Origin of the sequence: [Borrelia] finlandensis (assembly GCF_030438365.2) — a bacterium.
Taxonomy (GTDB): Bacteria; Spirochaetota; Spirochaetia; order Borreliales; family Borreliaceae; genus Borreliella; species Borreliella finlandensis.
The window spans coordinates 1-21,429 of the sequence record NZ_CP124069.1 but is presented as its reverse complement, the minus strand read 5'-3'; the positions used below and the strand labels follow the sequence as shown (position 1 = coordinate 21,429).

Annotated in this window: 26 protein-coding genes and 1 pseudogene; 6 read left to right on the top strand and 21 right to left on the bottom strand. The window is 27.5% G+C overall.

The genetic code is table 11. The features are described 5' to 3' along the window. Nucleotides 1-25: 25 nt before the first annotated feature. From QIA19_RS00355 to QIA19_RS00340, 4 genes are all read right to left on the bottom strand, one after another. The gene (locus QIA19_RS00355; protein ID WP_012672363.1) at nt 26-565 is read right to left on the bottom strand and encodes a hypothetical protein; all 540 of its coding nucleotides are present in this window, start codon (nt 563-565) and stop codon (nt 26-28) included. Nucleotides 566-730: 165 nt separating this feature from the next. Further along, the gene (locus tag QIA19_RS00350) at nt 731-934 is read right to left on the bottom strand and encodes a hypothetical protein (protein ID WP_012672316.1); all 204 of its coding nucleotides are present in this window, start codon (nt 932-934) and stop codon (nt 731-733) included. A gap of 586 nt (nt 935-1,520) precedes the next feature. Then, nucleotides 1,521-2,873 carry a PBSX family phage terminase large subunit gene (locus QIA19_RS00345; protein WP_301364988.1) on the bottom strand — a complete coding sequence of 451 codons (1,353 nt, stop codon included), beginning with the start codon at nt 2,871-2,873 and terminating at the stop codon, nt 1,521-1,523. A 3-nt stretch (nt 2,874-2,876) separates the two neighbouring features. Then, a complete protein-coding gene (locus QIA19_RS00340) occupies nt 2,877-3,470 on the bottom strand; it encodes a helix-turn-helix domain-containing protein (RefSeq protein WP_301364986.1) in 594 nt (197 codons plus the stop codon). Between the two features lie 281 nt (nt 3,471-3,751). Between QIA19_RS00340 and QIA19_RS00335 the strand changes: the two genes are divergently transcribed. The 3 genes from QIA19_RS00335 (at nt 3,752) to dbpA (ending at nt 5,566) form a co-directional block, all read left to right on the top strand. Then, entirely contained in the window at nt 3,752-3,904 is a 153-nt protein-coding gene (locus QIA19_RS00335; RefSeq protein WP_245532230.1) for a hypothetical protein, read from the top strand. A 424-nt stretch (nt 3,905-4,328) separates the two neighbouring features. Next, entirely contained in the window at nt 4,329-4,892 is a 564-nt protein-coding gene (gene dbpB, locus QIA19_RS00330) for a decorin-binding protein DbpB (RefSeq protein ID WP_301364984.1), read from the top strand. A 119-nt stretch (nt 4,893-5,011) separates the two neighbouring features. Beyond that, the gene (gene dbpA, locus QIA19_RS00325) at nt 5,012-5,566 is read left to right on the top strand and encodes a decorin-binding protein DbpA (RefSeq protein ID WP_301364982.1); all 555 of its coding nucleotides are present in this window, start codon (nt 5,012-5,014) and stop codon (nt 5,564-5,566) included. Between the two features lie 230 nt (nt 5,567-5,796). Here dbpA and QIA19_RS00320 read toward each other — a convergent pair whose 3' ends face one another. From QIA19_RS00320 to QIA19_RS00250, 15 genes are all read right to left on the bottom strand, one after another. After that, nucleotides 5,797-6,228 (bottom strand): DUF261 domain-containing protein, encoded by a 432-nt coding sequence (locus tag QIA19_RS00320; RefSeq protein WP_301364981.1) that lies wholly within the window; start codon nt 6,226-6,228, stop codon nt 5,797-5,799. 63 nt (nt 6,229-6,291) lie between these two features. Further along, the gene (locus QIA19_RS00315; RefSeq protein WP_164466661.1) at nt 6,292-6,450 is read right to left on the bottom strand and encodes a hypothetical protein; all 159 of its coding nucleotides are present in this window, start codon (nt 6,448-6,450) and stop codon (nt 6,292-6,294) included. A gap of 264 nt (nt 6,451-6,714) precedes the next feature. After that, entirely contained in the window at nt 6,715-7,260 is a 546-nt protein-coding gene (locus QIA19_RS00310) for a chromosome replication/partitioning protein (RefSeq protein WP_012672381.1), read from the bottom strand. 30 nt (nt 7,261-7,290) lie between these two features. Further along, entirely contained in the window at nt 7,291-8,043 is a 753-nt protein-coding gene (locus QIA19_RS00305; protein ID WP_012672332.1) for a ParA family protein, read from the bottom strand. Next, nucleotides 8,019-8,603, bottom strand: coding sequence for a DUF226 domain-containing protein (locus tag QIA19_RS00300; protein ID WP_012672392.1), 585 nt, complete (start codon nt 8,601-8,603; stop codon nt 8,019-8,021). The genes QIA19_RS00305 and QIA19_RS00300 overlap by 25 nt, the downstream gene beginning before the upstream one ends. 48 nt (nt 8,604-8,651) lie before the next feature. Beyond that, nucleotides 8,652-9,848 carry a plasmid maintenance protein gene (locus QIA19_RS00295; RefSeq protein ID WP_301364979.1) on the bottom strand — a complete coding sequence of 399 codons (1,197 nt, stop codon included), beginning with the start codon at nt 9,846-9,848 and terminating at the stop codon, nt 8,652-8,654. Between the two features lie 575 nt (nt 9,849-10,423). Next, a complete protein-coding gene (gene ospB, locus QIA19_RS00290) occupies nt 10,424-11,314 on the bottom strand; it encodes an outer surface lipoprotein OspB (protein ID WP_012672297.1) in 891 nt (296 codons plus the stop codon). A 9-nt stretch (nt 11,315-11,323) separates the two neighbouring features. Further along, nucleotides 11,324-12,145 (bottom strand): outer surface lipoprotein OspA, encoded by an 822-nt coding sequence (gene ospA, locus QIA19_RS00285; RefSeq protein WP_301364978.1) that lies wholly within the window; start codon nt 12,143-12,145, stop codon nt 11,324-11,326. 234 nt (nt 12,146-12,379) lie between these two features. Then, on the bottom strand, nt 12,380-12,745 hold the full coding sequence (locus QIA19_RS00280) for a BBA14 family lipoprotein (RefSeq protein ID WP_010258119.1): 366 nt from the start codon (nt 12,743-12,745) through the stop codon (nt 12,380-12,382). Next, complete coding sequence (locus QIA19_RS00275; protein ID WP_012672340.1) at nt 12,735-13,160, bottom strand: BlyB family putative holin accessory protein; 426 nt, start codon at nt 13,158-13,160, stop codon at nt 12,735-12,737. The genes QIA19_RS00280 and QIA19_RS00275 overlap by 11 nt, the downstream gene beginning before the upstream one ends. Beyond that, complete coding sequence (locus tag QIA19_RS00270; protein WP_012672313.1) at nt 13,157-13,336, bottom strand: BlyA family holin; 180 nt, start codon at nt 13,334-13,336, stop codon at nt 13,157-13,159. Before QIA19_RS00270 ends, QIA19_RS00275 begins: the two co-directional genes overlap by 4 nt. A 23-nt stretch (nt 13,337-13,359) precedes the next feature. After that, on the bottom strand, nt 13,360-14,394 hold the full coding sequence (locus QIA19_RS00265) for a DUF685 domain-containing protein (protein ID WP_301364975.1): 1,035 nt from the start codon (nt 14,392-14,394) through the stop codon (nt 13,360-13,362). A 62-nt stretch (nt 14,395-14,456) separates the two neighbouring features. Beyond that, on the bottom strand, nt 14,457-15,083 hold the full coding sequence (locus tag QIA19_RS00260; protein ID WP_012672388.1) for a DUF735 family protein: 627 nt from the start codon (nt 15,081-15,083) through the stop codon (nt 14,457-14,459). 2 nt (nt 15,084-15,085) lie between these two features. Beyond that, nucleotides 15,086-15,958, bottom strand: a complete 873-nt coding sequence (locus tag QIA19_RS00255; RefSeq protein ID WP_012672380.1) for a DUF276 domain-containing protein — start codon at nt 15,956-15,958, stop codon at nt 15,086-15,088. After that, the gene (locus QIA19_RS00250; protein ID WP_010890377.1) at nt 15,955-16,290 is read right to left on the bottom strand and encodes a contractile injection system sheath initiator; all 336 of its coding nucleotides are present in this window, start codon (nt 16,288-16,290) and stop codon (nt 15,955-15,957) included. Before QIA19_RS00250 ends, QIA19_RS00255 begins: the two co-directional genes overlap by 4 nt. A gap of 168 nt (nt 16,291-16,458) precedes the next feature. On the opposite strand from QIA19_RS00250, the gene QIA19_RS00245 reads away from it, so the two are divergent. The 3 genes from QIA19_RS00245 (at nt 16,459) to QIA19_RS00235 (ending at nt 19,558) form a co-directional block, all read left to right on the top strand. Next, nucleotides 16,459-16,932 carry a BBA07 family lipoprotein gene (locus QIA19_RS00245; RefSeq protein WP_301364969.1) on the top strand — a complete coding sequence of 158 codons (474 nt, stop codon included), beginning with the start codon at nt 16,459-16,461 and terminating at the stop codon, nt 16,930-16,932. Between the two features lie 411 nt (nt 16,933-17,343). Then, on the top strand, nt 17,344-18,597 hold the full coding sequence (locus QIA19_RS00240; RefSeq protein ID WP_301364967.1) for a hypothetical protein: 1,254 nt from the start codon (nt 17,344-17,346) through the stop codon (nt 18,595-18,597). Nucleotides 18,598-18,706: 109 nt separating this feature from the next. Beyond that, on the top strand, nt 18,707-19,558 hold the full coding sequence (locus tag QIA19_RS00235) for a S2/P23 family protein (protein WP_012672333.1): 852 nt from the start codon (nt 18,707-18,709) through the stop codon (nt 19,556-19,558). Between the two features lie 76 nt (nt 19,559-19,634). Here the strand turns inward: QIA19_RS00235 and QIA19_RS00230 are convergent. Then, nucleotides 19,635-20,142, bottom strand: a pseudogene (locus QIA19_RS00230) (BBA03 family outer surface lipoprotein). 320 nt (nt 20,143-20,462) lie between these two features. Continuing rightward, a complete protein-coding gene (locus tag QIA19_RS00225; protein ID WP_301364964.1) occupies nt 20,463-20,951 on the bottom strand; it encodes a P13 family porin in 489 nt (162 codons plus the stop codon). Between the last annotated feature and the right edge of the window lie 478 nt (nt 20,952-21,429).

The window sequence follows — 21,429 nt, the reverse complement described above, 5'->3', positions numbered from 1 at the left end:
TAATTTTGACTCTATTTATGAAAACTTATTTTTGCATTAGCGCTAAAGCACTCTCTTTTAAATAAATCAAATCCTTTAAAACCTTATTAAAGTCAATACTGTTACTAAGAATGCAACTACATATTTCTCTTAATTTTTCATCTATATCTGAATATTTTTGATTTAAAAGTTTCAATTCTGGCTGTGGATCAAAAGCGGCATAATTGCCTACACTTAACATTTTAAGATTACTTAAAATATTGCTGCTTTTTTCTACTAACCCATGTTGTATTTTTAAAATCTCTAATATTTTGTTTAAAAGATTAATCTTTTGTTCACTAGATTCGCTAAAAAAATTGCCAACTTTAATCTCACTATAATTAGATATCCTGGAGCTTATTTTATCAGTCAAGCTCTTAAATTTTCTTTGAATTTTTAAAATAGCATTTTCTCTTTCAGCTAAATAAAGCTCAGAAAAACTTAAATCATATTTATTACAGTTATTTTCTTTCATACCAGAAAAATCATTTAAATAACAAGAAATTACAGCTACTGAAATGATATATACATAAATATATCTCTTCATGTATATTCTCCTAATGAAAATTTAATTTATTTCAAAAGTTCAAAATTATTTCAAATAACTAAAAAACATACAAATTTTACATGAAACTATTATTCAATTTAAATATATTATTTAGTATTAAAATTACTTAAAAATTATTAATAAGTTTAATAAACTTAATTTTTTCTAGTTAATTTTAAGCTTTCTGTTTCTACGATATCGCTCTCTGGCTCTTAATTTAAGTTTTTCTCTGTTTTTCTGATAATACTCTCTGTTATAATCTGATGCTTTTTGCTTATTTTTGGCCAATAAACTTTTATTGCTCGACTTATTAAAAGAACTACAACCTAAAAGACACATTAAAAAAAAAAGAAGACCGGTAATTCTCATATTTCACTCCCCTAGAAATACATTTGAATAGATTGAAAAAATAAATCTTAAAAATGATTACACTAGACAAATTTGACAAACTTAGCAAATTTTTCTAATGCTAATTTAATAAAATCTAATCAAAATTGATGTAAAATAAACTCTCTTTTAAAAACAATTAGCTTAAATATTTCAAACTAAGCTTTTTTTCAAAGTCAAAATTATGCTTCCAAAAGCATTGCAATTAAAAAAATCAAAGCTTGAGAACAAAAATAGAGAAAAAATCCGCTTTTCATAATAGACTCCTTCAAAGTAAAAAATAATAAAAATTAAATTATAAATCATATCAATAATATTTTCCAAAAAAAAAACTTTAAAAAAAATTTTTCAAAACCTTTAAAAGATTGAATATTAATTTTATATTTTTTACAAAAATTTGCATTTTTTAATATAAAAATTTAATTGTTTTAAAAATTGATTTAATATTGATTTGGCTTAGATTTAAGGCAAAAAGGAATTTTTAGCAAAATCAGCACAAAAGACAAAAACTTTTAAATAATTATTAATTACAATAAACTTAAATTGATAACTAAAAATTTAGAACAAATTATAAATATTTAAACCTGCCGAAATGAAATAATTTTTCTTTATAATTTAGCGTTAAAAGAAGATACGCATTTGCAAGAGAATCAAGCGCATCGTCTTTTGTTTTGCCATCTCCTTTGTAGCTGTAAATATCAGATATTACATTTTTACTTATTATTTTTAAAAATTCTATTTTGCGGCTTTCAAACAAAGGAATAAGCACGCATATTCTTTTGAATTTATTGCTTAAAGGTTTTATTGGTGCAACTTTAAAATAGTGACTGCTTTTGTTTCTCAAGAAAAGAATTGTTTTAGTTAAAATTCCATCCCCTTTGGTACTGTCTCTCTCCTCAATGTAAACGGTATTTACATTGAAATTTTCTATTAAAACCTGAATAGAGGCAAGCACTAAACTATCACTTACTGGTTTTTGGTCTTGATAAATATATGCATAAAACTTCTCAAAAGTGCGCTCTAAAACACAAATGGCTGTATTGTCTCCACCTACTGAGAATGCAGGATCAATGTACATTATTGGGCTTTTAAATTCATAATCTTGATTGAAAATCATCTCATTAAATAGCGTAGATTCATTTAAAATCCACTCCCCGTAAAGCACACGAGCCCGATAGGCGGGAAAACGCCTGTAAAGTTTTTCCTGGGTTTGAATAAAATCTGCTGAATTTAAAGGATTGTCATACGTTGTAAAATTATATGTCTTGAAAACATCTGTATTTTCAATATAATCGGTTTTAAAATAATGCGCAGGGCTTTCCGGATTTGTATCAAAAATAATAATTTCTTTACCCTTTCTAAGCCTTTTTATTACCTCAAGTAAAGTTTCTTTGTGAATTACTGTTGCTTCATTTACATAAATTATTGCACTATTGCCCCCACGAATCTTGGAAAAAGCATCTCTGTTTTTACCCCCGTAAATATTAAGCTTAAGGCCTGCTATCTTACAAAAAGACTGTCCACTTTTCTTTTTCTCGTAATCAATTCCCAGCAAGCTGCAAATTTTCTCTATTTGCTTTACAGTATTTGTCATCAACAAACCAATTGAGTTGCCTATAATAAAATTATTGGTATCTTGCTCATAAAAAGATTTGTTTTCAATAAGCTTTTTAACAAGCAAATATGAAGCTAAAAACGTCTTGCCACTTGCAATCCCGCCGCTAAATATTACTTTTGAATAATCGTGACTTTCTATGTCAAAAAGAACTTCCTTTTGCTTATCAGTTAAGTATTTGTTTTCAAAATCTTTAAAACAAATTTTGGTTGGTTTTGGCTTAATATAATCCAAAATGTTAATATTAAACTTATTTTTAAACTTTTTCTGAAGATTGAGAAATGCTAATGATCTTAAGAATTTCAAATTTTACTCCAATTTTAAATTCTTACTGCTTAAAACAGATTTAAGCTTAACAAGAGTATCAAAATCCTCTCTCATGCAAATAGTAATAAGCTTTTTTTCAATCTCTTCTCTCTTTTTAATCCTATCAGCAAGCTCTCTTTCAAGGCTTTCTTGGCCTTTAAGGCCTCTTTTTTTATTGGCGCTAATCTCGCTTTGAAGTTTGCTAATTTTTAAATCCAAAATTAATGCTTCCTTTTTTATTGCCGCTAAACTGAGATTTTTACATCTGTGGTGGGAATCAATAAAAGAACAAACTATCTCGTAAAATAACCTTTCAGCCTCATTTTTGGCATTTTCAAGCTCAAAGGCCTTTTTTGTAGCAAGCAGCACCAAATTGTTAAAATTGTCCTCATTAAAAGACACTTTAGTAGTGCTTTCTTCTGCCAGGTCGCTGGAAAAAGAATTCTTTTTACAAACAGAATCACCGGATTTAAAATATTTATTTCGGGCTTTTGCTACAAAAGATTCACTAACACCTAAAATTTGAGCGATATCTAAATCTTTTAAACCTTTTTTAAATAAAAAAATATATTCTTCTTTTCTATTTTTAAATATCATTATTTAATTTTAATTAAGTTCTTTTAAAAACTCAAGAAAAATTAATGTTTTTTACCGTGAGTAATTTAATTAAAGAGATCTATTTTTTAAATATAATAAAATTAATAAAAATAAGTGGTAAAAGAAGAAAAGAATATTTAAAACAAAATATATTCTGTTGCCAGCAATAACATTATTGTGTAATATGTATAGTGAGGTATTTACTCAAGAGCAAGAAACAAAAATCAAAAAAATCGTTGTTAACGAACAAAATGAAAGATTAAAACGCTTAATAAAATCTTGTGGAAAATACATCTAGTGAAAGTTTAAAAAACATGACAATTAAAGTAAAAAATAAAATAGCCTCAGGAGCAAACAAAAAAGGATACTTCTTTAAAGGCCTAAAGGGCATTTTTATGCCCTTTAGGCCTGCTAATCCCGTTTCTGCCCCCTAATAAAACAGTGTCAAAATAGTCAAAATACTCAAAAGAGAAGCCAATAAATTGCGGGAGCATGGCTTCTCTTTTATTTTTAAGACCTAATTATTTTAGATCTTTGATTCAATTTGCAAAATAACCAATTTGTAATATTTTGGCAAACTGGAAACAAGTCTTAAAATCACAAGCCAGATTGCATAGTAAGCTTGTAATTCCAAACAATGTTACTGCTATATTTGCATAAAACAAATTCACACTAACAATAAAAATAATAAAAATAAAATTTAAAATGATGCGCTTTTAAAATAAAAGTTTTAAAGTTTAGTAAAAATCTAGAAATTATATTAACTTTTTACATCAACACTACTAACTATTTTATTTTATTTTCCATAAAGTGGGCTAAAATTTAAATTTAATCAAATTTAAACATAAGGAGGAAAAAATGAAAATTGGAAAGTTAAATTCAATAGTTATAGCCTTGTTTTTTAAACTATTGGTCGCATGTAGTATTGGATTGGTAGAAAAAACAAATGTAGCTCTTGAATCGTCCTTTAAGGATTTAAAAAACAAAATTTTAAAAATAAAAAAAGAAGCCACGGAAAAAGGTGTACTTTTTACAGCTTTTACAGGCCTTAAAACCGGTTCTAAGGTGACAAGTGGTGGACTAGCCTTAAGAGAAGCAAAAGTACAAGCCATTGATGAAACAGGAAAGTTCCTTAAGATAATAGAAAAAGAAGCTTTAAAGCTTAAAGAAACTGGAAATAGTGGTCAATTCTTGGCTATGTTTGACTTAATGCTTGAGGTTGTAGAATCGCTAGAAGACGTTGGAATAATGGGCTTAAAAGCCCGTGTTTTAGAGGAATCTAAAAATAATCCTATAAACACAGCTGAAAGATTGCTTGCGGCTAAAGCTCAAATAGAAAATCAACTTGAAGTGGTTAAGGAAAAACAAAATATTGAAAATGGCGGGGAGAAAAAAAATAACAAAAGCAAAAAAAAGAAATAAATATTAAAAATATTGTCATTAGAATGGACTAAAAGTAAAATTTTTAGCTCGTCCTAATATTTACAATTTAATAATATTGGTTTATTGCTTTTACTAAAATACAAAAAAAGGATAATGATATGATTAAATGTAATAATAAAACTTTTAACAATTTACTTAAACTAACTATACTTGTTAACCTACTTATATCATGTGGACTAACAGGAGAAACAAAAATCAAATTAGAATCATCAGCTAAAGCCATTGTAGATGAAATAGATGCAATTAAAAAAGAGGCTGCTTCTAGGGGTGTAAATTTTGCTGCCTTTACAAGTAGTGCAACAGGTAGTAGGGTAGCAGGAACAGAATCAGGGGATTTCATAAAACAAGCAAAAGTACGAGCTATTGCAGTAGCGGAAAAATTCGTAATAGCAATAGAAGAGGAGGCTACTAAACTTAAAGAAACTGGACGTAGTGGTGAATTTTCAGCAATGTATGACTTAATATTTGAAGTCTCAGAACCATTAGAAAGAATTGGAGTACAAGACATGACAAAAACAGTCTCAATGGCAGCTGAAGAGAATCCTCCAACTACAGCTCAAGGGGTGCTTGAAATTGCAAAAATAATGAGAGAAAAATTAATAAAAGTTAAAGGAAAACAAAGACTAAATTCAGAAGCTACTAACCCGCAATAAACACCATTTTTATAAGCAACTTAAAATAATAGACCAAACAACCACCTGTGTTGGGCTGTTTGGTCTTACAATTTAAATGTTAATTCTGAAATGCAGAAACCAAATATTAAGCTCTTCAACCAGCATTCAAAAGCTAAAAGAAATTAAGGTTAAAGCAATTAACCCAAAGGGTTTAAAATTTAAAAAATACTGTAATAAACATTAAAAGTTATAAAATGTAATTATTATTTTCAAACAAAATAATTAAATATCCTTTTTGATGTTATTTGGAATTTCTTTCCTTTAGACTTTAAATCAAGACTGTCGTAGAGCACCTTATTATTATCAATTACAAGAAAATGCATAAAAATCTGATCTTTCACCTTAATCTCTGTTATTTCAAACTCTCTGCCGGCTTTAGGCAAATAAAGTGGACTCTCGTATCTAACCTTGGAAAATATTTTATAACAACTAAGAATTTTACATGGATTTAAAATATAACAATCCTTTCTAATGTAGCCTAATTCCAAAAACCGCTGATAATTTAAATTAACGTCTTTTGCTGTAAAATCAAGCCCCGTTAAAACAAATATCCAATAGTGCAAAGACAAAAAATAACATCCAGAATTTTGAATGTCTTTAAACAATTCTGCATTGCTTTGTAATATTTTCTCAATAAACATTTTTAAATACACAATTTTTAAATATAATTTTTAAATAATTAAACATTCCCGACCAATTTTTATCTAAACTTTAGAATCTAAAAGCTTAATAAGAAAACATTTGGTTTTAAGAATCTTTAATATTGTTAGAACCAAGCCACTCAAAACCATTATTTTAATGGCAAAAGTTTCAATTAAAAGTTTGCAGTATTCTTTCCTTTTGGTCTTATTAAGCCTTTTCATCTTAACCCCTAATATAAGTTTTTTACTAATACTATAGTATAAAAAAATTTATGTTTTGTAAATACTTTTCTAAATTTTTCCAAAATTACTGTTAAAAAATAAAAACTTTAAATCAAAAGTTAAAGGGTTTATTGGAATTTCTTTTAACAGAATCCCCAATAAACCCTTTAAGGTAACAGGTCCTTATATTAAGAGCGACACATTGCGTGTCAGTCTGTACCTATAAAGTATACACTAACTTTTCAAGTTTTGCAAATAAATATTTCATTTTCGTTTATTTCTTAAAGTTTCAAATTCTTTAGTTATTTTTAATAAAAAATCTTTTTCCTCAAAAAAAATTTTCTCTAAAAGAAAGCTTGTAAGCTTGGCATTTTTTTTATAAAAAGAATAAGATTCCTCCTTTTTAAGCTGAAATCTTAGTGGTTTTATTGGGTTTTGATTAGATTTTTTTAAACTTGGACTTTCTTTTGTTTTAAGAAGATAAATTGTATCATTGATTCCGTTTTTAACTACATACTTTTCTTCAATAAGCCCTTCTTCTATTGCTGTTGCAATTTTAAGATACTTGTAAGTTTGAGTTCTGGCAAGTCTATAGTCTTTTGCAAAATCATCAAAACTGGAATAATTGTCAAGTTTATAATATTCTTTGTCTTTAATTTCTTTTAAAACCTTCATTGCTTCTATTTTACAATAAATTTCTTTTTGAAAATTAATGTTTAATTTTTCTTTAAGTTTATTATAATGAACAAGTGCTTGCTCTTCTTCTCTAACGCTTTCAGATAAATTTCTTTTATTTATCTTTATCTCCACTTATAATCCTCCTTTACAGTTTGAGTACACTTAGTGTACGTAACTTGATTTATTTAAAAACGCAGTAAGCGTGTTTTGGTACTCTATTATGTAATCCTTCGTCAAATCAAATCTATCATTTTTTGCTATTCTTTTGTTTAAATCTTCTCTCTCAGATATTGTGCCTAAGAAATTATTATTTTTTTCTAAAACCTTTAAAAGTTCTCTGTGCGTGTTGTTTCTTTTAAATTTAGTATTAATTAAATACATTGGCAAAGTTAATAATAACTTGTTCATAAAAAAAGTAAATAAATCTAAACTTTCAACAGCCCATTTCTCTGCTGTTATTGGTATTATTATGTAATTGCTACACACAAGGGCATTTGTTAGGGTAAAATCTAAGCTGGGATTTGTATCAAGTATTATATAATCGTAATGATTACTTAACAACTTTAGCTGTTCTTTTAATTTAAATTCTTTATATGGAATAGATTCTGAATTAAATTTATGTAATGTTAAATAGCTTGGAATTAAATCCAGATTTTTGTGAATAGTGATTAATGCATTATCTATGTGTAAATTTGATATTAGTACCTCATATATATTTCTATTTATTAAATCTATATTATTGTCCTTAATTTTATTAAAAAAATAGCTTGTTGTTGAAGCTTGAGTATCAATGTCTATTAAAAGAACCTTGTATTTGATTGAAAGTAATGTGGCAAAAATTAAACTTGTTGTGCTCTTGCCAACACCACCCTTTATACTTGCGATTGTTATTACTTTTGTCTCTTTTTTATCCATTCAGGAATAATTCCCCCTTTTGACAATTTTTTGCTATAAAAAGTGTAGAGTTCGGTTTCTAGTTCTAAAATAATATTTAACAGCGTGTTGTAATAGGGGCTGTTTACCCTATCCTTTTTAAGTAAAATATGAAGACCGTTTAAATAACAAAAAACAGAACCTTTTTTAAACCTAAATTCAATGTATTCACATTTTCTAAGAGTGTAAGTTTCTTTCTTGTTGAAATTCTTTACAATAAATGCTTTATCAAGCTTTCTTATTCCGTAATAAATTCCCATAAATTCATCATCTTCTCTTAAAGAAAATAAATGAAACATGCTTATGTCTTCTATGTTAAAGATTCCCCTTAAGGAAATGAAAAATTTCGTAGGTTCATTCTTGCTTATTCCGAATGTATAAAAGTCATTAAAGATTTTAGTATGGTATATCTTTCTACCTTTAACCTCCTCAATCTTAGAAAAAACGTTAGCCTTTTTTCCTTTTTTGGCCTTTGGCTTGTTGTCTGCGTCCAATTTTAACTCTTTTTGCTTTTGCTTTAGTCGTTCAAGTAAAGCCGTCATTTTTTTCCTTTTTCCTTAATAGTAAAGCTAAGCTGCACATTTTTTTCCCTAGCTCACTATTTTAATCAAATTGTTATAGTAGGAATTGTCAAATACCTTACTATATTTAAGATCGGGCTCATTCTCAATGAATTTTTTTAAAGTAGGAATTAGCTTATCATTATCTACTTTATGCCTTAACTGTTCTAATAATATACTAAAAATGTTGTTTTTTATACTTTTTTGTTTTACCATTTTATCTTGGATTTTGGGGATCTCCGTTTTTGCTCTTTTTACGAGCTTTTCTAAATCTGGATATTTTTTGTGTTCTATTATGAAATGTGGTTTTATTTTGTAAATTTCGTATGTTTTGCCAAAAAACTTTTCAAGATCTTCTTTTTTATATTGTTCTTTTTCCAATTCTTTTATTTTTGCTTCAAGTATTTTTTTTAGAATTTCGTTTTTGTTTCTATATTTCTTTTCCGGTTCTTTTATTTTATATATTATCCTTTTATATCCACTGTTTCTGAAAAATTTGCACAGATATCCCGGGTTGTTTATATTTTCTTTTATTGCGTTTGATATGTGCTTTTCAATCTTTTTAGGATCTATTCCTTTTAGGTCATTTTCAATGTGTTTTAGATTTCTTAAATGATCGATTTTAGTGCCGTTTGTTGTTTTTAAATCCATTATTAAAGCTGGAATTTCTGTTTTGAAGTTACATTTACTTAAATATTTTTTTATTATTTCATTATTTGTTGTTTTTTTGGAATTTTTGTGTATACTTCTATATTCTTTATATTTATATATATTATTAGTATTATTAATACACTCCCATTTAACACTACTATTTATTTGATTAAATTTTTTTATTCTTTGCGTAAATTCGTTAATTTTATTTATTATTTTTTCTTTAAAGTATGTGTTAATTATCAAATAGCATTTTTCTTTTTCGTATTTAAGTTTATAATAAGTTTCACTTCCAGAATTTTTTCCCAAATGTTTACAGTAGTTTATCGTGACTTTAAATTTTTTCTCTAGTATGTATAAATAGTTTTGTAGTGTTTTGAGTTTTATGAGTTTTTGTTTATTTCTTTCAAGGTTTTTATTTAGTAAATAAAGTATGTTTTTTTGTGTGTATTTTTTAAAGTTTAAGTTGATAAAGTTAAGGGTAGAGATTAATACAATCAAGTTGTGTTGGAAGTTCATTGTGGTTGTTTTTACTCTTTTTGTAGTGTTTAGTGATTTCTGTTTTAATGCTTTCAATTTTATACTCCTAATATAAGTAGTTTCTTTAATTATAACTTAATTAATAGTACAGTTTCTTAAAAAAGTAAAGTTTTTTTATATAAAAAATAAAAAAAAAGTATATTTAATACATATTTGTTAAATATACTTTACAAAAGTAAGTTTTTGTAATAAAATATAATAAATAATAAACTTATATTAGGAGTAAATTATTTTTACGCTTTAATTTTTATTTAAAATAGTGAGCTTATTAGCGATGGGTTTAATTTTATTAAGAATTTAGATTATTTTATTTATTTATCCTTCATTCAAGAGTTGGGCTTGGGTGAAGGAATTATTCCCATTAATTTTATTAAATTTTGTGCATTCAGTGTATTAGTGTTTTTTATTTTGATTTTAAAGACTTAAAGACTTAAAGACCTAAATAGCTTGACTTATGTATTATTTTATTTTCTCTCTTTAAAAAGAGAAAAAGCCTCCTAAGAGGCTTTTTCCAGAAGTAACAAATTGAAAAATATATAAATTCAATTTTTAGGTTGTAATAAACCCTTCCTACACTAGCTGATGCCTTTGTAGGGGGGTTTATTTATATATTATTTTAAAGCACCTTTAAGCTCTGAAAGATTTTTAATTTCACTAGCTGATCCTTCTAGGCTGGTTCCAGCTGTGTCGTATTTTTGTACTGTAATTGTACCATCTGTTAAGAACACTAAATCTTTAGTTTTTTTGCTGTCAGCGCTAATTGTTAAAGTGCTAGTACTGTCTTCCCATTTACCTGTTTTTTTGTTAGAACCTGCAGTGTCATTCAAAAAGACTTTTACTTTTCCATCTTTTTCAATTTCTCTTTTTAGAGTAACAGTACCCTCTTTAATTTCCACTGTTGTTTTTCCGCCTACAAGACTTCCTTCAAGCTTAATGCCATTTTTTAGAGTTTCTACTGCTTTTGTAGCATTTTCAGCATCTGTCATTTGTGAGTATTCAAGTGTAGTTCCGTTTGATCTTGTTAATTTTTTTGAGTCTAATTTATTAGCTTTGAGAGTTTCCTCTGTTATTGACCCCTGTTTTTTAGTAACTTTACTTGAAATTTTTTGGTTGCTAGCATCATATGTTTCTAAGGTTACTGTGTTTAGATCGTCAGAAACTATTAACTTTACTTTACTCTTGTCAGGCTTTGAACCTTCAAGGGTTCCAGAACCATTATTTTTATCGGAAGTTCCTTTAAGTTCAACCTGATCAATTTTTGCTCTTAAATCATATTTGCCAGAGCTATTTTTTTCTTTGCTTACAAAAATTTCATTACCATTAAACAAAGACACTGAGTCTTCTATCACCGCAGGAAGGCCTTGTTTAGTGTTTTGATGTGATTTTTTACTAGAGTCTTCAAGGTTTAGATTATTTTCTTTTTGAGAACCAATTGACTCAGCACCTTTTTGTGCACATCCTATTAAAGCTAACACTAAAGCAAATCCTATTAATAATCTCATAAATTCTCCTTATTTTAAAGCGTTTTTAAGTTCATCAAGTTTTTTAATTTCAACTGCTGATCCTTCTAGGTTGGTTCCAGCTGTGTCGTATTTTTGTACTGTAATTGTGTTTTCTTTTGTAAACACAAGGTCTTTAGTTTTTTTACTGTTTACAGTAATTGTTAAAGTTGAAGTACCTGAATTCCAAGCTGCAGTTTTTTTAGTAGCAGAACTGCTTTCAGTGTCATTAAGCTCAGCTGTTACTTCTCCAGATTTTGAAATGTGCTTGCTTAAAGTAACTGTTCCCTCTTTAACCACTAATGTTGCTTTTTCAGCAGTTAGAGTTCCTTCAAGAACATAGTCTTTTAAAACTTCTTTAGCTTTTCCGGATCCATCGCTTTTAATTTCTGTGTATTCAAGTCTTGTTCCGTTTGCTCTTGTCATTATTTTTTCAGCTAATTCACCTTTTTCGTTGAATTTTTCTTCTGTTGATGACTTGTCTTTGGAAGTTACTTTTCTTGATACTAATGTTTTACCATCTTCTTTTAAAACTTCAAGTGTAGTTTGGCCTAGATCGTCAGAAACTGTTAATTTTACTTTACTTTTGTCAGCTTTTACACCTTCAAGTACCCCAGATCCATTGTTTTTATCAGAAGTTCCTTTAAGCTCAAGCTTGTCTACTGTTGCCATTAGACTGTACTTACCGTCTTTGTTTTTTTCTTTGCTTACAAGAACTTTTATTTCACCAGGCAAATCTACTGAAACGCTGTTTTTCTCGTCAAGGCTGCTAACATTTTGCTTACATGCTATTAAGGCTAATATTAGACCTATTCCCAATAAATATTTTTTCATAATATATTCTCCTTTTATATTAATATAACTTAATACAAGTATAATTATATTATAAGATTAACAAATAACAAATAGAAAATTGAAAAAAAATAAAATTATAATAACTTCAATTAAGTTTGGTTCTAATTAAGTTTGGTTCTAATTAAGCTTAGATTTAATGTAGATTTTTTATTTAAAAAAAGTCCCAGTTTTGGGACTTTCAGGAAAAAGAAAAGTTAAATGTCTTTTAAAGTATTAAGGTATATTTTTTGAGTATTTTTTGTAAATCTGCATTGCAATTGGTTTTATTTTGTCAATGTGATTTTTTAAAGCAGCAATGTTTGTCTTGATTGATTTTAGAGTCTGATCTTTTTTTAATTTGCTGGTATCAAAAAGCGTAAATTCAGGATAATTTTTATTATTTACTTTTTGTTTAGTCTTCACAAGAAATGTTTGTAAATACATAATATAGCTTGAAAGATGTGCTTCGTATAAGCTTAAAGCCTTTAGTGTTGACTCTTGCGGGGATGATGGTTCTTCTGGAAGGCTTGCTATTGTAGAGCATGAAAAAATTATAAGACTGTTTAATAAAAACAAAAAGGGGAAATTTTTAATTTGCAATTTTATCTCCTTTATTTTCTTTTAAGTTTTGGGTTTTGCTGTTAGCAGTGCTTGTATTTTCTGGAAACTCTTTTATTTGTTCTTGGAGTGCTTGAGTTTTGATTGACATTAGCTCATTTCTTTCTTCTCTTAAATGTTCAATGATGCTTGCATCTCTCTCATCATTAATGCTTGATATAAGTTGAGTAATCTTATTATTAACATTTTTAATTTCATTTAATATTTTTAATGATTCTTCTTTCTCAAGGGTTGTGATTTTGTCTTTGTAGATGCTCATTATTAGATTGTAAAGATTAAGTCCCAAATATATTCCCTTTTCTACTTTGACTTCTGTTGGAGAATCGCTACTTTTTAGAAAATCATATAAATTATTTAAAGCGTCAATGCCAGAGTTGATATTCATTTTATTGTTCATTTTTTTTCCTTTTTATTTGTATTTTTTAAGAGTTTTTGAATAAGAAAATTTAAATTTTCTCTAAACTGTGGTTTTATTGCCAAAATCATCGGCATTATTGCTAACACAATAAATCCTCCTAAGATAATTAGTTTTGTATTGTCAATTGTTGACAAAAAAATAAGTATTGTATCCATAAATGTCTCCTTTTATTTATTTTTTATACTTTGTTTAGTATTGGCATTTCTTCTCCCATGCTTAGTTTGCCCGATCCAACGTAGTACCAACCATTGTAAATTGGTGTTTTAAGTGTGGGCATGTTTTGAGAAGAAAATGAAGCTATTAAAATTTTTGCAGAGCTTTTTTCAAATTGAAGGTAAAATTGTTTATTGTGATCTTCTGTTGAGCTTGAATACCTGATTTCTGCATCTATTTGTAAATAAATGTAATTGTCTTTGTATGATTCGTTTATTACAATTGATGTGCTACTTCTGTTTTTAAGTGCAACGGTTGTAGCTTTATTTTTATATTGAAATTCTATTATTCTAGCATCATCAACTATTGTGTGTAGCCCCCCAAAGTCGTATGGTTTTCCTTGCCACCAAATAGGAATCTCTACAATTTGCGGAATTCCGTTTTGATAGCAGCTTACAAGTTGTTCATTTTTTGTATCAAGAGTTTGTTTGGGTATTAATTTAAAAGAGTTTTTAAATTTATCTGTAAAATCGTTTATTTGTACGCGACTTGTTAGGTCGCTTTTGAGCTCATTTATTTCAGATTTTTCTGCAAGAAATTCTTTTAAACTTTCAATCAAGATTTCAAATTGAATAAGTTCAATATCTTTTGTTTCTGAGTTGTAAATTGAAATTTTGTTTGAAGATGGCTTTGTGTTTGTGTGCTTTAAGCTCTCAATAAACGTAGATTTAACTTTTCTAAAAACAGTATCAAAATCTATGTTTTCAAGTGGTGCGCTTAGCTTTAAAAGTTTTGAGATTACTTTAATGTAAATGTTTTTTATATATTCTTTGTTTTCTAAAAGTTCCTTGCTAATTACGTCTTTTATTGCTTTTTTAAAGCATCCAAATTCGTTGTTATAAAATGTATCGTTTTGTATTTGTTCTAGGAGATGTTTGTATGTGATTGCACAAGTATCTTCTACTATGTCATCAATAGGAATAAGGTCGCTTTGATTAACTTTTGTTTTTCTGTTTAAGTCTTTTATTTGTACGCTTTCTTGTGGTTCGTTGGTATTCATAAATTCTCCTTTTTAAATTTCTTTAAGTTTTAAATTGTATTTACACGCTAGTAAGCAGAAGGTCAAAAAAAATGATCTGCTGCGCTAAATTTTTTTGTTCTTGCGCCTTTTATTTCTATTTGTTTTTTGTCTATGATTTTGACTATCCTTCCTATAGGAATTAATATTTTAATAAACTCATACACCGAGTTTTTGTAATCTTTGGGCATATAGTTAGAAGTTAGAGCTTTTTTAAATCCCGCGTGCTTTGCAGTTATTTTTTTTAGCTTGTTTTGATTTTTTGCTGCAATATTAAATTCAATGGGGGACTTAATGTTTCCAAGCAATTTTATTATTATTTCGCCTGGAGCGTCTTCGTTTGAACTTACTTCTACATTTGCGTGTAAAAAGGCTTTAAAGAGCACAATAAAGCTTTCGTCAGTGCCAATGGACTTTATTGCAAAAATAATGGCATCTAAAGAGTTAACAAGATTTTTGTTAAGCTCTTTTTTAAAGTGAAATGCATTAAATATTGAAAGCATTAGCAATGCAATGTATTTAGAGTTAATGCTATTTTTAACATTAATTGTGTTAAAGTTTTCAAGCAGCTCTTTTAACTCTCTTAGTATCTCTTTTTTGTAATCAAGCTCATTGCAAATGAATTTTTCAATTTGGGTATTTTCTAAAAATTTTGGTATCTCTTTATTCATTTTTATTCTCTGTTAATAAGAAGCCTTTTGTTTGTATCAAAAATAATAATTTCATTCTCTTTGGTGTTTTCGTCTTTATTAAATGTGAAATCGCTATCACTAAGCTCTGTGATTTTTTTTGTCTCATCATTTTTAATGCAAATTCCGATTTTCAGCTCTTTTATTCCCCGAATAATGCTAACTGGTGCAAGAAAGTCTTGATACCTAAGAGATGTTCCCATTTCAATGTATTTGTCAGTTAATATTTTGTTGTAAATGTCTCTAATTTGAGTATCTATTTCTTTGTAGATTGCGTCTTTTGCTTCTGTTTTGTAGACTGCTTTAAGATATGCATATTTCTTCTTACCTAAGCTGAATTTGTATGTTTTTTTTTGGTTGTGCTTGTTTAAAAACTCAATCTCAATGTCGCCTTTAAAAACTGTTCCGCTTGGCGCTGTATAGTAGATTGCTTGCCAAATATTTTGTTTAGTTTCAATTTTGATTTGCTTTTTTTCTTGGTCTTGAAAGCAATCGTCTTGTAGTATTAAGTAAAGGCTGATTGTTCCAGGCCCACTTAAAATATTTATGTGCTTAACTCCTTCAACATTTAGCAGAGCTTTTCTTATTGCTTCGTAAGTTGAGCTTTTGGGCGTGCTTAAGTCTTCTTTTAGTGCATTAAAGTAGCTTCCATTTTCTTTTATTTTGGAAAAAAGTTCTTTTAAGACTTCTGATATTTGTTTGTCAATGCTTGAACTTGGAAAGTTTATTATGTCGTAAATTGAATTGTCTTTAATGTTTATGCCGTATTTTGTTCTCAGCATATGTTTTTTTTCATTTTGAATTTCTTCTATTGTTTTTTCCAATATTCCTAAGTTTTTATCAAAAATTATACTCATATTTTAAAATCCATTTTTAAATTGTCTTTTCCTAAAAAGAAAAAATTTATTGTTATTGTTTTGTTTTTAATGCTTGGCCTTACGTTAATAAGGTCTATTTTGAGTTCTTTTGAAAGGTTTAAAAAAAAATTTTTAATAGATTCTAGTTTATTGGCTTTGCAAAGTTTAAAGTAAAAGCTGTAGTCAAGCCCATAATTTGGATTTTCTTTTAAACTGCCTTTTGGTGTCTTAAGGTAAAAAAATAAACGCTGTTTTTGTTCTTCAATGTTTTCTATTAATTTAAGATCGTTGTTAAATACTATATTAAATTTTTCATCAATTTTAATTTCCATTTTTAACTACCAAAGTCATTTTAACATATTTTATTCGATATTACTATAAAGTTTTACAAAATGTTTATTATTTTAAATGCTGAGATATATTATAATTTATATTTTTTTAAAAAATTTTATTTAATTTTTAAATTTAAATATTTGCACAATCGCATTGTGGGAGACGGTATGAAAAATATTTTATTATTTGTTATTTTATTATTCTTTTCTTGTAAAGAATTTAATTATTCTGATATTAGGAGAAGGTCTTCAAAGGGTTTAAATGCTTCTAGTGGTGCATCAAGCAAAGAACTTAAAACTTCTTTTATAGGCTCATTAAATGATGATCAAAAAGAAGCTTTGTTTTTTATTGAGCAGGTGGTTCTTGATAGCAATCCTGATAAGTTTAATCAAATTTTTAATGTTAATGAAGAAAAAGTAAAAGAAATGCTTGCCACTATTGTTAAGTGTTTACAAGCCAAAAGAAAGGCTAAAATGGCTCTTGAGAACTCAAATGATCCAAATGTTGCTAAATCTAAGCAGCAGTTGTTACAGGTTGAAAAAACTTATATAGATAATTTGCGACAATCTTTTATGACTACTAAAAACATTGAAGAGGCTTGTAATCTTGTGAAAAATTATGATGCATCTGTTTCGTTTTAACTTTTTTATTTTTAATTAATCCTTAGATTAGCTCTTAAGCTTAAGGGTTAATCTTCCTGTTTGTGCTTGTTTTTGTTTTTTTATTGTAAATATGTCTAAATTACAAAAATTTAAATTTTTGTAATTTAGATTGGTGTTAATGATTTTAATTTATCTGTGTAATTTTAGATTATTAAATAATGCAGATTATTAATACTTTTTTTGCTTTAAAAGGAATTATTGGATTAATTTAGGTTTAAAGCTCTATTTAAGTCATTTTAAATGGGTTTTTATTTTAAAAAACAATTTATTAAGACGGCTGCAAGCCTAATTCCTTTTATAGTAAGAAATAGTGCGATGCATACATTTAGTGTATGTAAAGTGAGCTATATTTTTATTTAAACCAATAATTAAATAGAGGTAATTAAATTTATGAATAAAATAGGAATTGCATTTATTATTAGCTTTCTATTGTTTGTTAATTGTGAGGGCAAATCTTTAGAAGAAGATTTAAAAAGCACCACTTCTAACAATAAGCAAAATTTAATAAGCAATGAAAAAAAGTCTCTAAATTCTAAGAACAACAGGCTTAAAGATTCTCGGTTAAGTAATTTTGAAAACAAAAAGAATGAACAGACATTAAGAAAATCTAAAGACTTTAAAAAGGATTTACAAACTTTAAGAAATTCAAAAAATTTAATGCCTAAAGACTTGGAACAGTCGAGCAATGATTTTGACAATTTAGACAATTCTGAGTCTTTGCAAGAAGCTTCTTCAAAGCACAATATTGGCAAGTCAAGATACGGTAAAGCTTTGCTGAAAAATGATCACGATGAGATTTGGATTCCCCATTTAAACTTGGAAGAAGACAAAAATTTTGAGTTTTTCAAGAAATCTTTGCAAAACGATGAGAATAGATATGCTCTTGGTGGGTGGCTTTTAAACAATGATGAGGTGTTAGCAAAATACAGATACAGCGAAAAAGATGTTAATCAGTTTTTAATTGATATAGGAAAAAAGCGGTGGGGAGATTTGTCTTTTAAAATGAGCACCTTAGTGCGATTGATTGAAAATTATTCTGACAAAAGCGACAGAGAAGATGAAATTTCTCTTCTGGATATGAATTTGTGTCAACAATTTTATCTAACCAAAATTAATGCTGGTGGTTCAAGCGCAGACATTCTTGTTGCTCTTGAAAAAACAATCGATCAACAAATTAGCGGCGTTAGCAAAGAACTTCTTGAATTAAAAAATTTTTCTCTTACTACAAAGTCAGAGCTTGATTGGTATTTAAATTGGAAGCGCAATTTAACAGACGAAGAAGAAGAGACTTTGCAATGTTGTAGGGTTTTGTTAGGCGGAGAATTGGATTTTGAAAATCTTGACGATTTGTTTAAAAGGCTTGGAAAGGAATATTCTAGGTTGATATTAAGAAAGCTAGAAGAAATAACATTAAATTACGATGTTAATAGGTTTTTAAAAGAAATGGAGAAATCACGTAAATCTTTCAAACAAGCATTAGGTTCTATTAGGAATAAAAACAAAAGAGTAGTGATTTTTAAGGTTAGAAATTCTCTTTTGGAAATTTTTAAACTTTATTACAACAATATTGGCAGGAATAAAAAACTTTATGATTATATAAATCGCATGTTAAACAGCTTGATAAAAGAGATTAGCAGGCGTTAAAGTTTTTATTTTGATTTTTTTTTTAATTGCTCTACATTTTCTTCTAATAATCTAATTTAAAAACTTTAAATATTAGATAGAATTTTAAAAGTTTAAAAGGGGGAGCATTTTGAAAAGAGTCATTGTATCCTTTGTGGTTTTAATCCTAGGGTGTAATTTAGATGATAATTCAAAAATGGAGAGAGAGGGTAGTAATAAGCTTATTAGAGAAAGTGGATCAGATAGGCTGGGTCAAGAAAATAGAGCTTTGGGGGCGATGAATTTTGGGCTTTTTTCTGGAGATTCTGGTGTAGTTTATGATTTTCAGAATTATGAAACTTTAAAAGCTCTTGAAAATAAAAATAAATTTATTGATTACTCTAAAATAGAGTTTTTAGAAGGAACAAAATCAATAAGTGTTTTTATTTGGTGGCCGGTTTCTGTTCGTTGGATAAAAATTAAAGCCAGAGATTTGTTTGGGGAGCGTGGAGATTTTGTTAAAGAGCTTAGGGGCATTAAGTATTCTTATCTTGTTTCTCCTGTTGATGGAAGCTATATTTCTTATGCCATGCCTTTAATAGTTTTTGAAACCACTAGAGAGAGTGATCCGCTTTATTCTGTTTCTGGGTTTAAATTAATAAGCAAGGGAAATGATATAAATTTTAATGAAAATAAAAGCGGATTTTTGGGAAGACTCCCAATGTCTGAAAAATCAGTTGAATCTGGGCTTGTAACCGCATATCCTTTTGGTTCTAGCGATGCTAAAAAAGTGATTGAAGCTTTTGCTTCTCTTTATAATAATGGAACTTGGAGTGATATGATTGCCGAGATTACTATTAAGTCAAAGCAATATCCAAAAAATGAAAAAGTTTACAGAATTACGCTTGATTCTCAGCTTTTTAATGTTGCTATGAAAAAAATAATTGAAAAATATCCTAAAATAAAAAGTGCAAGTTTTGCATTTAATTCGTTGATTAACTAAAAAAATATTTTAAAAGCTAGCAGTTTAAAACCACTAGCTTTTTTAAATTAATTATAAATTTCAGACTTGGGTTTTGCTATATAGTGTCTTTAAGGTTATTAAGTGTGGTTTTGGAATCTGCTTGATTAAAAATTCCATCAAATCCGCTAGCAAGTATGCTTTTGTAAGTATTTAGCTCTTCTGGATCTTTTTCTTTTTATCTTTATTTTCTTTAATTTTCGCAAGCAGATCTTTTATTTCATCTTCTTTTAGCTCTGATAGAAATTTTGTACAGATTCTTCTATTTTGCTTTCATCTCCACCGCTATTTTTAAAATGTAAGCCAATATTTGGGTCTACTAGTTTTTCTTTTAATAAGTTTGTTAAAAATGTTAGTGTTTCTTTTTCAGTGTTGTTTAAGTTCAATCTACTTACTAATTTTTCTAAAGGTGTTGCTTTGCTGAATTCAATTCTATCTTCATCAACTAGGTTTGATTTGGCTTGCGATTTTTCATCTAGGTCGTTGTTTGGCTCGGCATCATTACTTTTGTTTTTGCAATTAAGCATAAATGCTAATATTATAAATACAATAATCGTTTTTTTCAAAATAGTCTCCTTAAAAAGTATTTTAATTATTGTTAATTAGTAATTATAGCATTTTAATAATATGTTTAGAACATTTTAATTTAATAATTGTTATTATTAATTGTTAAAAATATTGTACTAATTTAGCATTAAAAATAATTTCTTAATTAGGCTGAATATTGTGTTTAAGATTTGCAATTTTTAGTATTCAAGCGGTGGTTTAACGATATTTTAAGTGCATTTGATAGGCCAACATAGAAAGCATTGGTGCGTATACTTTCTCTGTTGGCAAATTGATTTTTAATTTTTATAATTAGATTATAAAAATTAGTATCTATTATTTATTTAATAACTTTTTTAAACGATAATTGGAATCCGTTTATTCCAAGATCAAAATTGGGCTCAAAGCCTGCAAGTTCAGCGCTGAGTCTTTTTTTAAGATTTTCATTGTGCCGATTTGCGAATGTAAATGGAATAATAAGTGAAACTGTGTAGGATGTTAAAACCACGCTTGCTCCTACTCCTATTAGTATGTATCCGGTTAATTGTGTTTCGCGGTGATTAAGAATAATTCCAGTTCCCCAAAGGATTGCTCCTAATAAATTAAATCCAAGCACTGAGCCTCCACCAATATAATCCCCTTGGACAAAGGATCCTATTCCAAAAGGCAAAAATAAATTTAAAAGGAATGGCCCTATTGGATTTTTTTTCTCTTTATCATATTTGTTAAAACTTTCAATGCCTTTTTCAATTCTATCTTGTGTGTCTTTTGTGGCAAAGATTTGAATTGTCAACCCAAAAATTAATATTAATGTGAAAATTTTTTTCATGTTTTTATTATCTCCTAATGGTAAGTTTTGACAAGTAAAATATTAGCGCAATTTATAATAAATTAATATTTATTTCAAGCAAATAAAGTTTGGATTGAGTTCGTTTGCTTGCAATAATAGATTTTTAAAAAAATATGGATTGTCTTAAAGTTTTGAATTTTATTTATTTCTTATTGAGTTTAGATCAATCTTGAATTTATCTCTTCTTAAAATCTTTTAAGACCATTTATTAATGGCATTAAGCAAGTTTTTATAATGTTTTTATACTTTAACTTTCTAATTTGTTTATATGATTTTTAAATTATTAATTCAAAATAATGTTTACAATTTTTTTTTTAAAAAAAAGTTCTTTTATAATGTAATATTTTTTATTTTTAATACAATTTGTATTATGATTGGCATGGGCTTCCGTATTTTATATATTAATATTCTTTAATTCTAAAAGATAATTTATTAGTATACTAATAAATTATCTTTA

Coding starts and splice junctions, on each gene's coding strand:
- QIA19_RS00355 (WP_012672363.1), bottom strand. CDS start 565: ATGAAGAGATATATTTATGTATATATCATTTCAGTAGCTGTAATTTCT.
- QIA19_RS00350 (WP_012672316.1), bottom strand. CDS start 934: ATGAGAATTACCGGTCTTCTTTTTTTTTTAATGTGTCTTTTAGGTTGT.
- QIA19_RS00340 (WP_301364986.1), bottom strand. CDS start 3,470: ATGATATTTAAAAATAGAAAAGAAGAATATATTTTTTTATTTAAAAAA.
- dbpB (WP_301364984.1), top strand. CDS start 4,329: ATGAAAATTGGAAAGTTAAATTCAATAGTTATAGCCTTGTTTTTTAAA.
- dbpA (WP_301364982.1), top strand. CDS start 5,012: ATGATTAAATGTAATAATAAAACTTTTAACAATTTACTTAAACTAACT.
- QIA19_RS00320 (WP_301364981.1), bottom strand. CDS start 6,228: ATGTTTATTGAGAAAATATTACAAAGCAATGCAGAATTGTTTAAAGAC.
- QIA19_RS00315 (WP_164466661.1), bottom strand. CDS start 6,450: ATGAAAAGGCTTAATAAGACCAAAAGGAAAGAATACTGCAAACTTTTA.
- QIA19_RS00305 (WP_012672332.1), bottom strand. CDS start 8,043: ATGGATAAAAAAGAGACAAAAGTAATAACAATCGCAAGTATAAAGGGT.
- QIA19_RS00300 (WP_012672392.1), bottom strand. CDS start 8,603: ATGACGGCTTTACTTGAACGACTAAAGCAAAAGCAAAAAGAGTTAAAA.
- ospB (WP_012672297.1), bottom strand. CDS start 11,314: ATGAGATTATTAATAGGATTTGCTTTAGTGTTAGCTTTAATAGGATGT.
- ospA (WP_301364978.1), bottom strand. CDS start 12,145: ATGAAAAAATATTTATTGGGAATAGGTCTAATATTAGCCTTAATAGCA.
- QIA19_RS00275 (WP_012672340.1), bottom strand. CDS start 13,160: ATGAACAATAAAATGAATATCAACTCTGGCATTGACGCTTTAAATAAT.
- QIA19_RS00270 (WP_012672313.1), bottom strand. CDS start 13,336: ATGGATACAATACTTATTTTTTTGTCAACAATTGACAATACAAAACTA.
- QIA19_RS00265 (WP_301364975.1), bottom strand. CDS start 14,394: ATGAATACCAACGAACCACAAGAAAGCGTACAAATAAAAGACTTAAAC.
- QIA19_RS00260 (WP_012672388.1), bottom strand. CDS start 15,083: ATGAATAAAGAGATACCAAAATTTTTAGAAAATACCCAAATTGAAAAA.
- QIA19_RS00255 (WP_012672380.1), bottom strand. CDS start 15,958: ATGAGTATAATTTTTGATAAAAACTTAGGAATATTGGAAAAAACAATA.
- QIA19_RS00250 (WP_010890377.1), bottom strand. CDS start 16,290: ATGGAAATTAAAATTGATGAAAAATTTAATATAGTATTTAACAACGAT.
- QIA19_RS00245 (WP_301364969.1), top strand. CDS start 16,459: ATGAAAAATATTTTATTATTTGTTATTTTATTATTCTTTTCTTGTAAA.
- QIA19_RS00240 (WP_301364967.1), top strand. CDS start 17,344: ATGAATAAAATAGGAATTGCATTTATTATTAGCTTTCTATTGTTTGTT.
- QIA19_RS00225 (WP_301364964.1), bottom strand. CDS start 20,951: ATGAAAAAAATTTTCACATTAATATTAATTTTTGGGTTGACAATTCAA.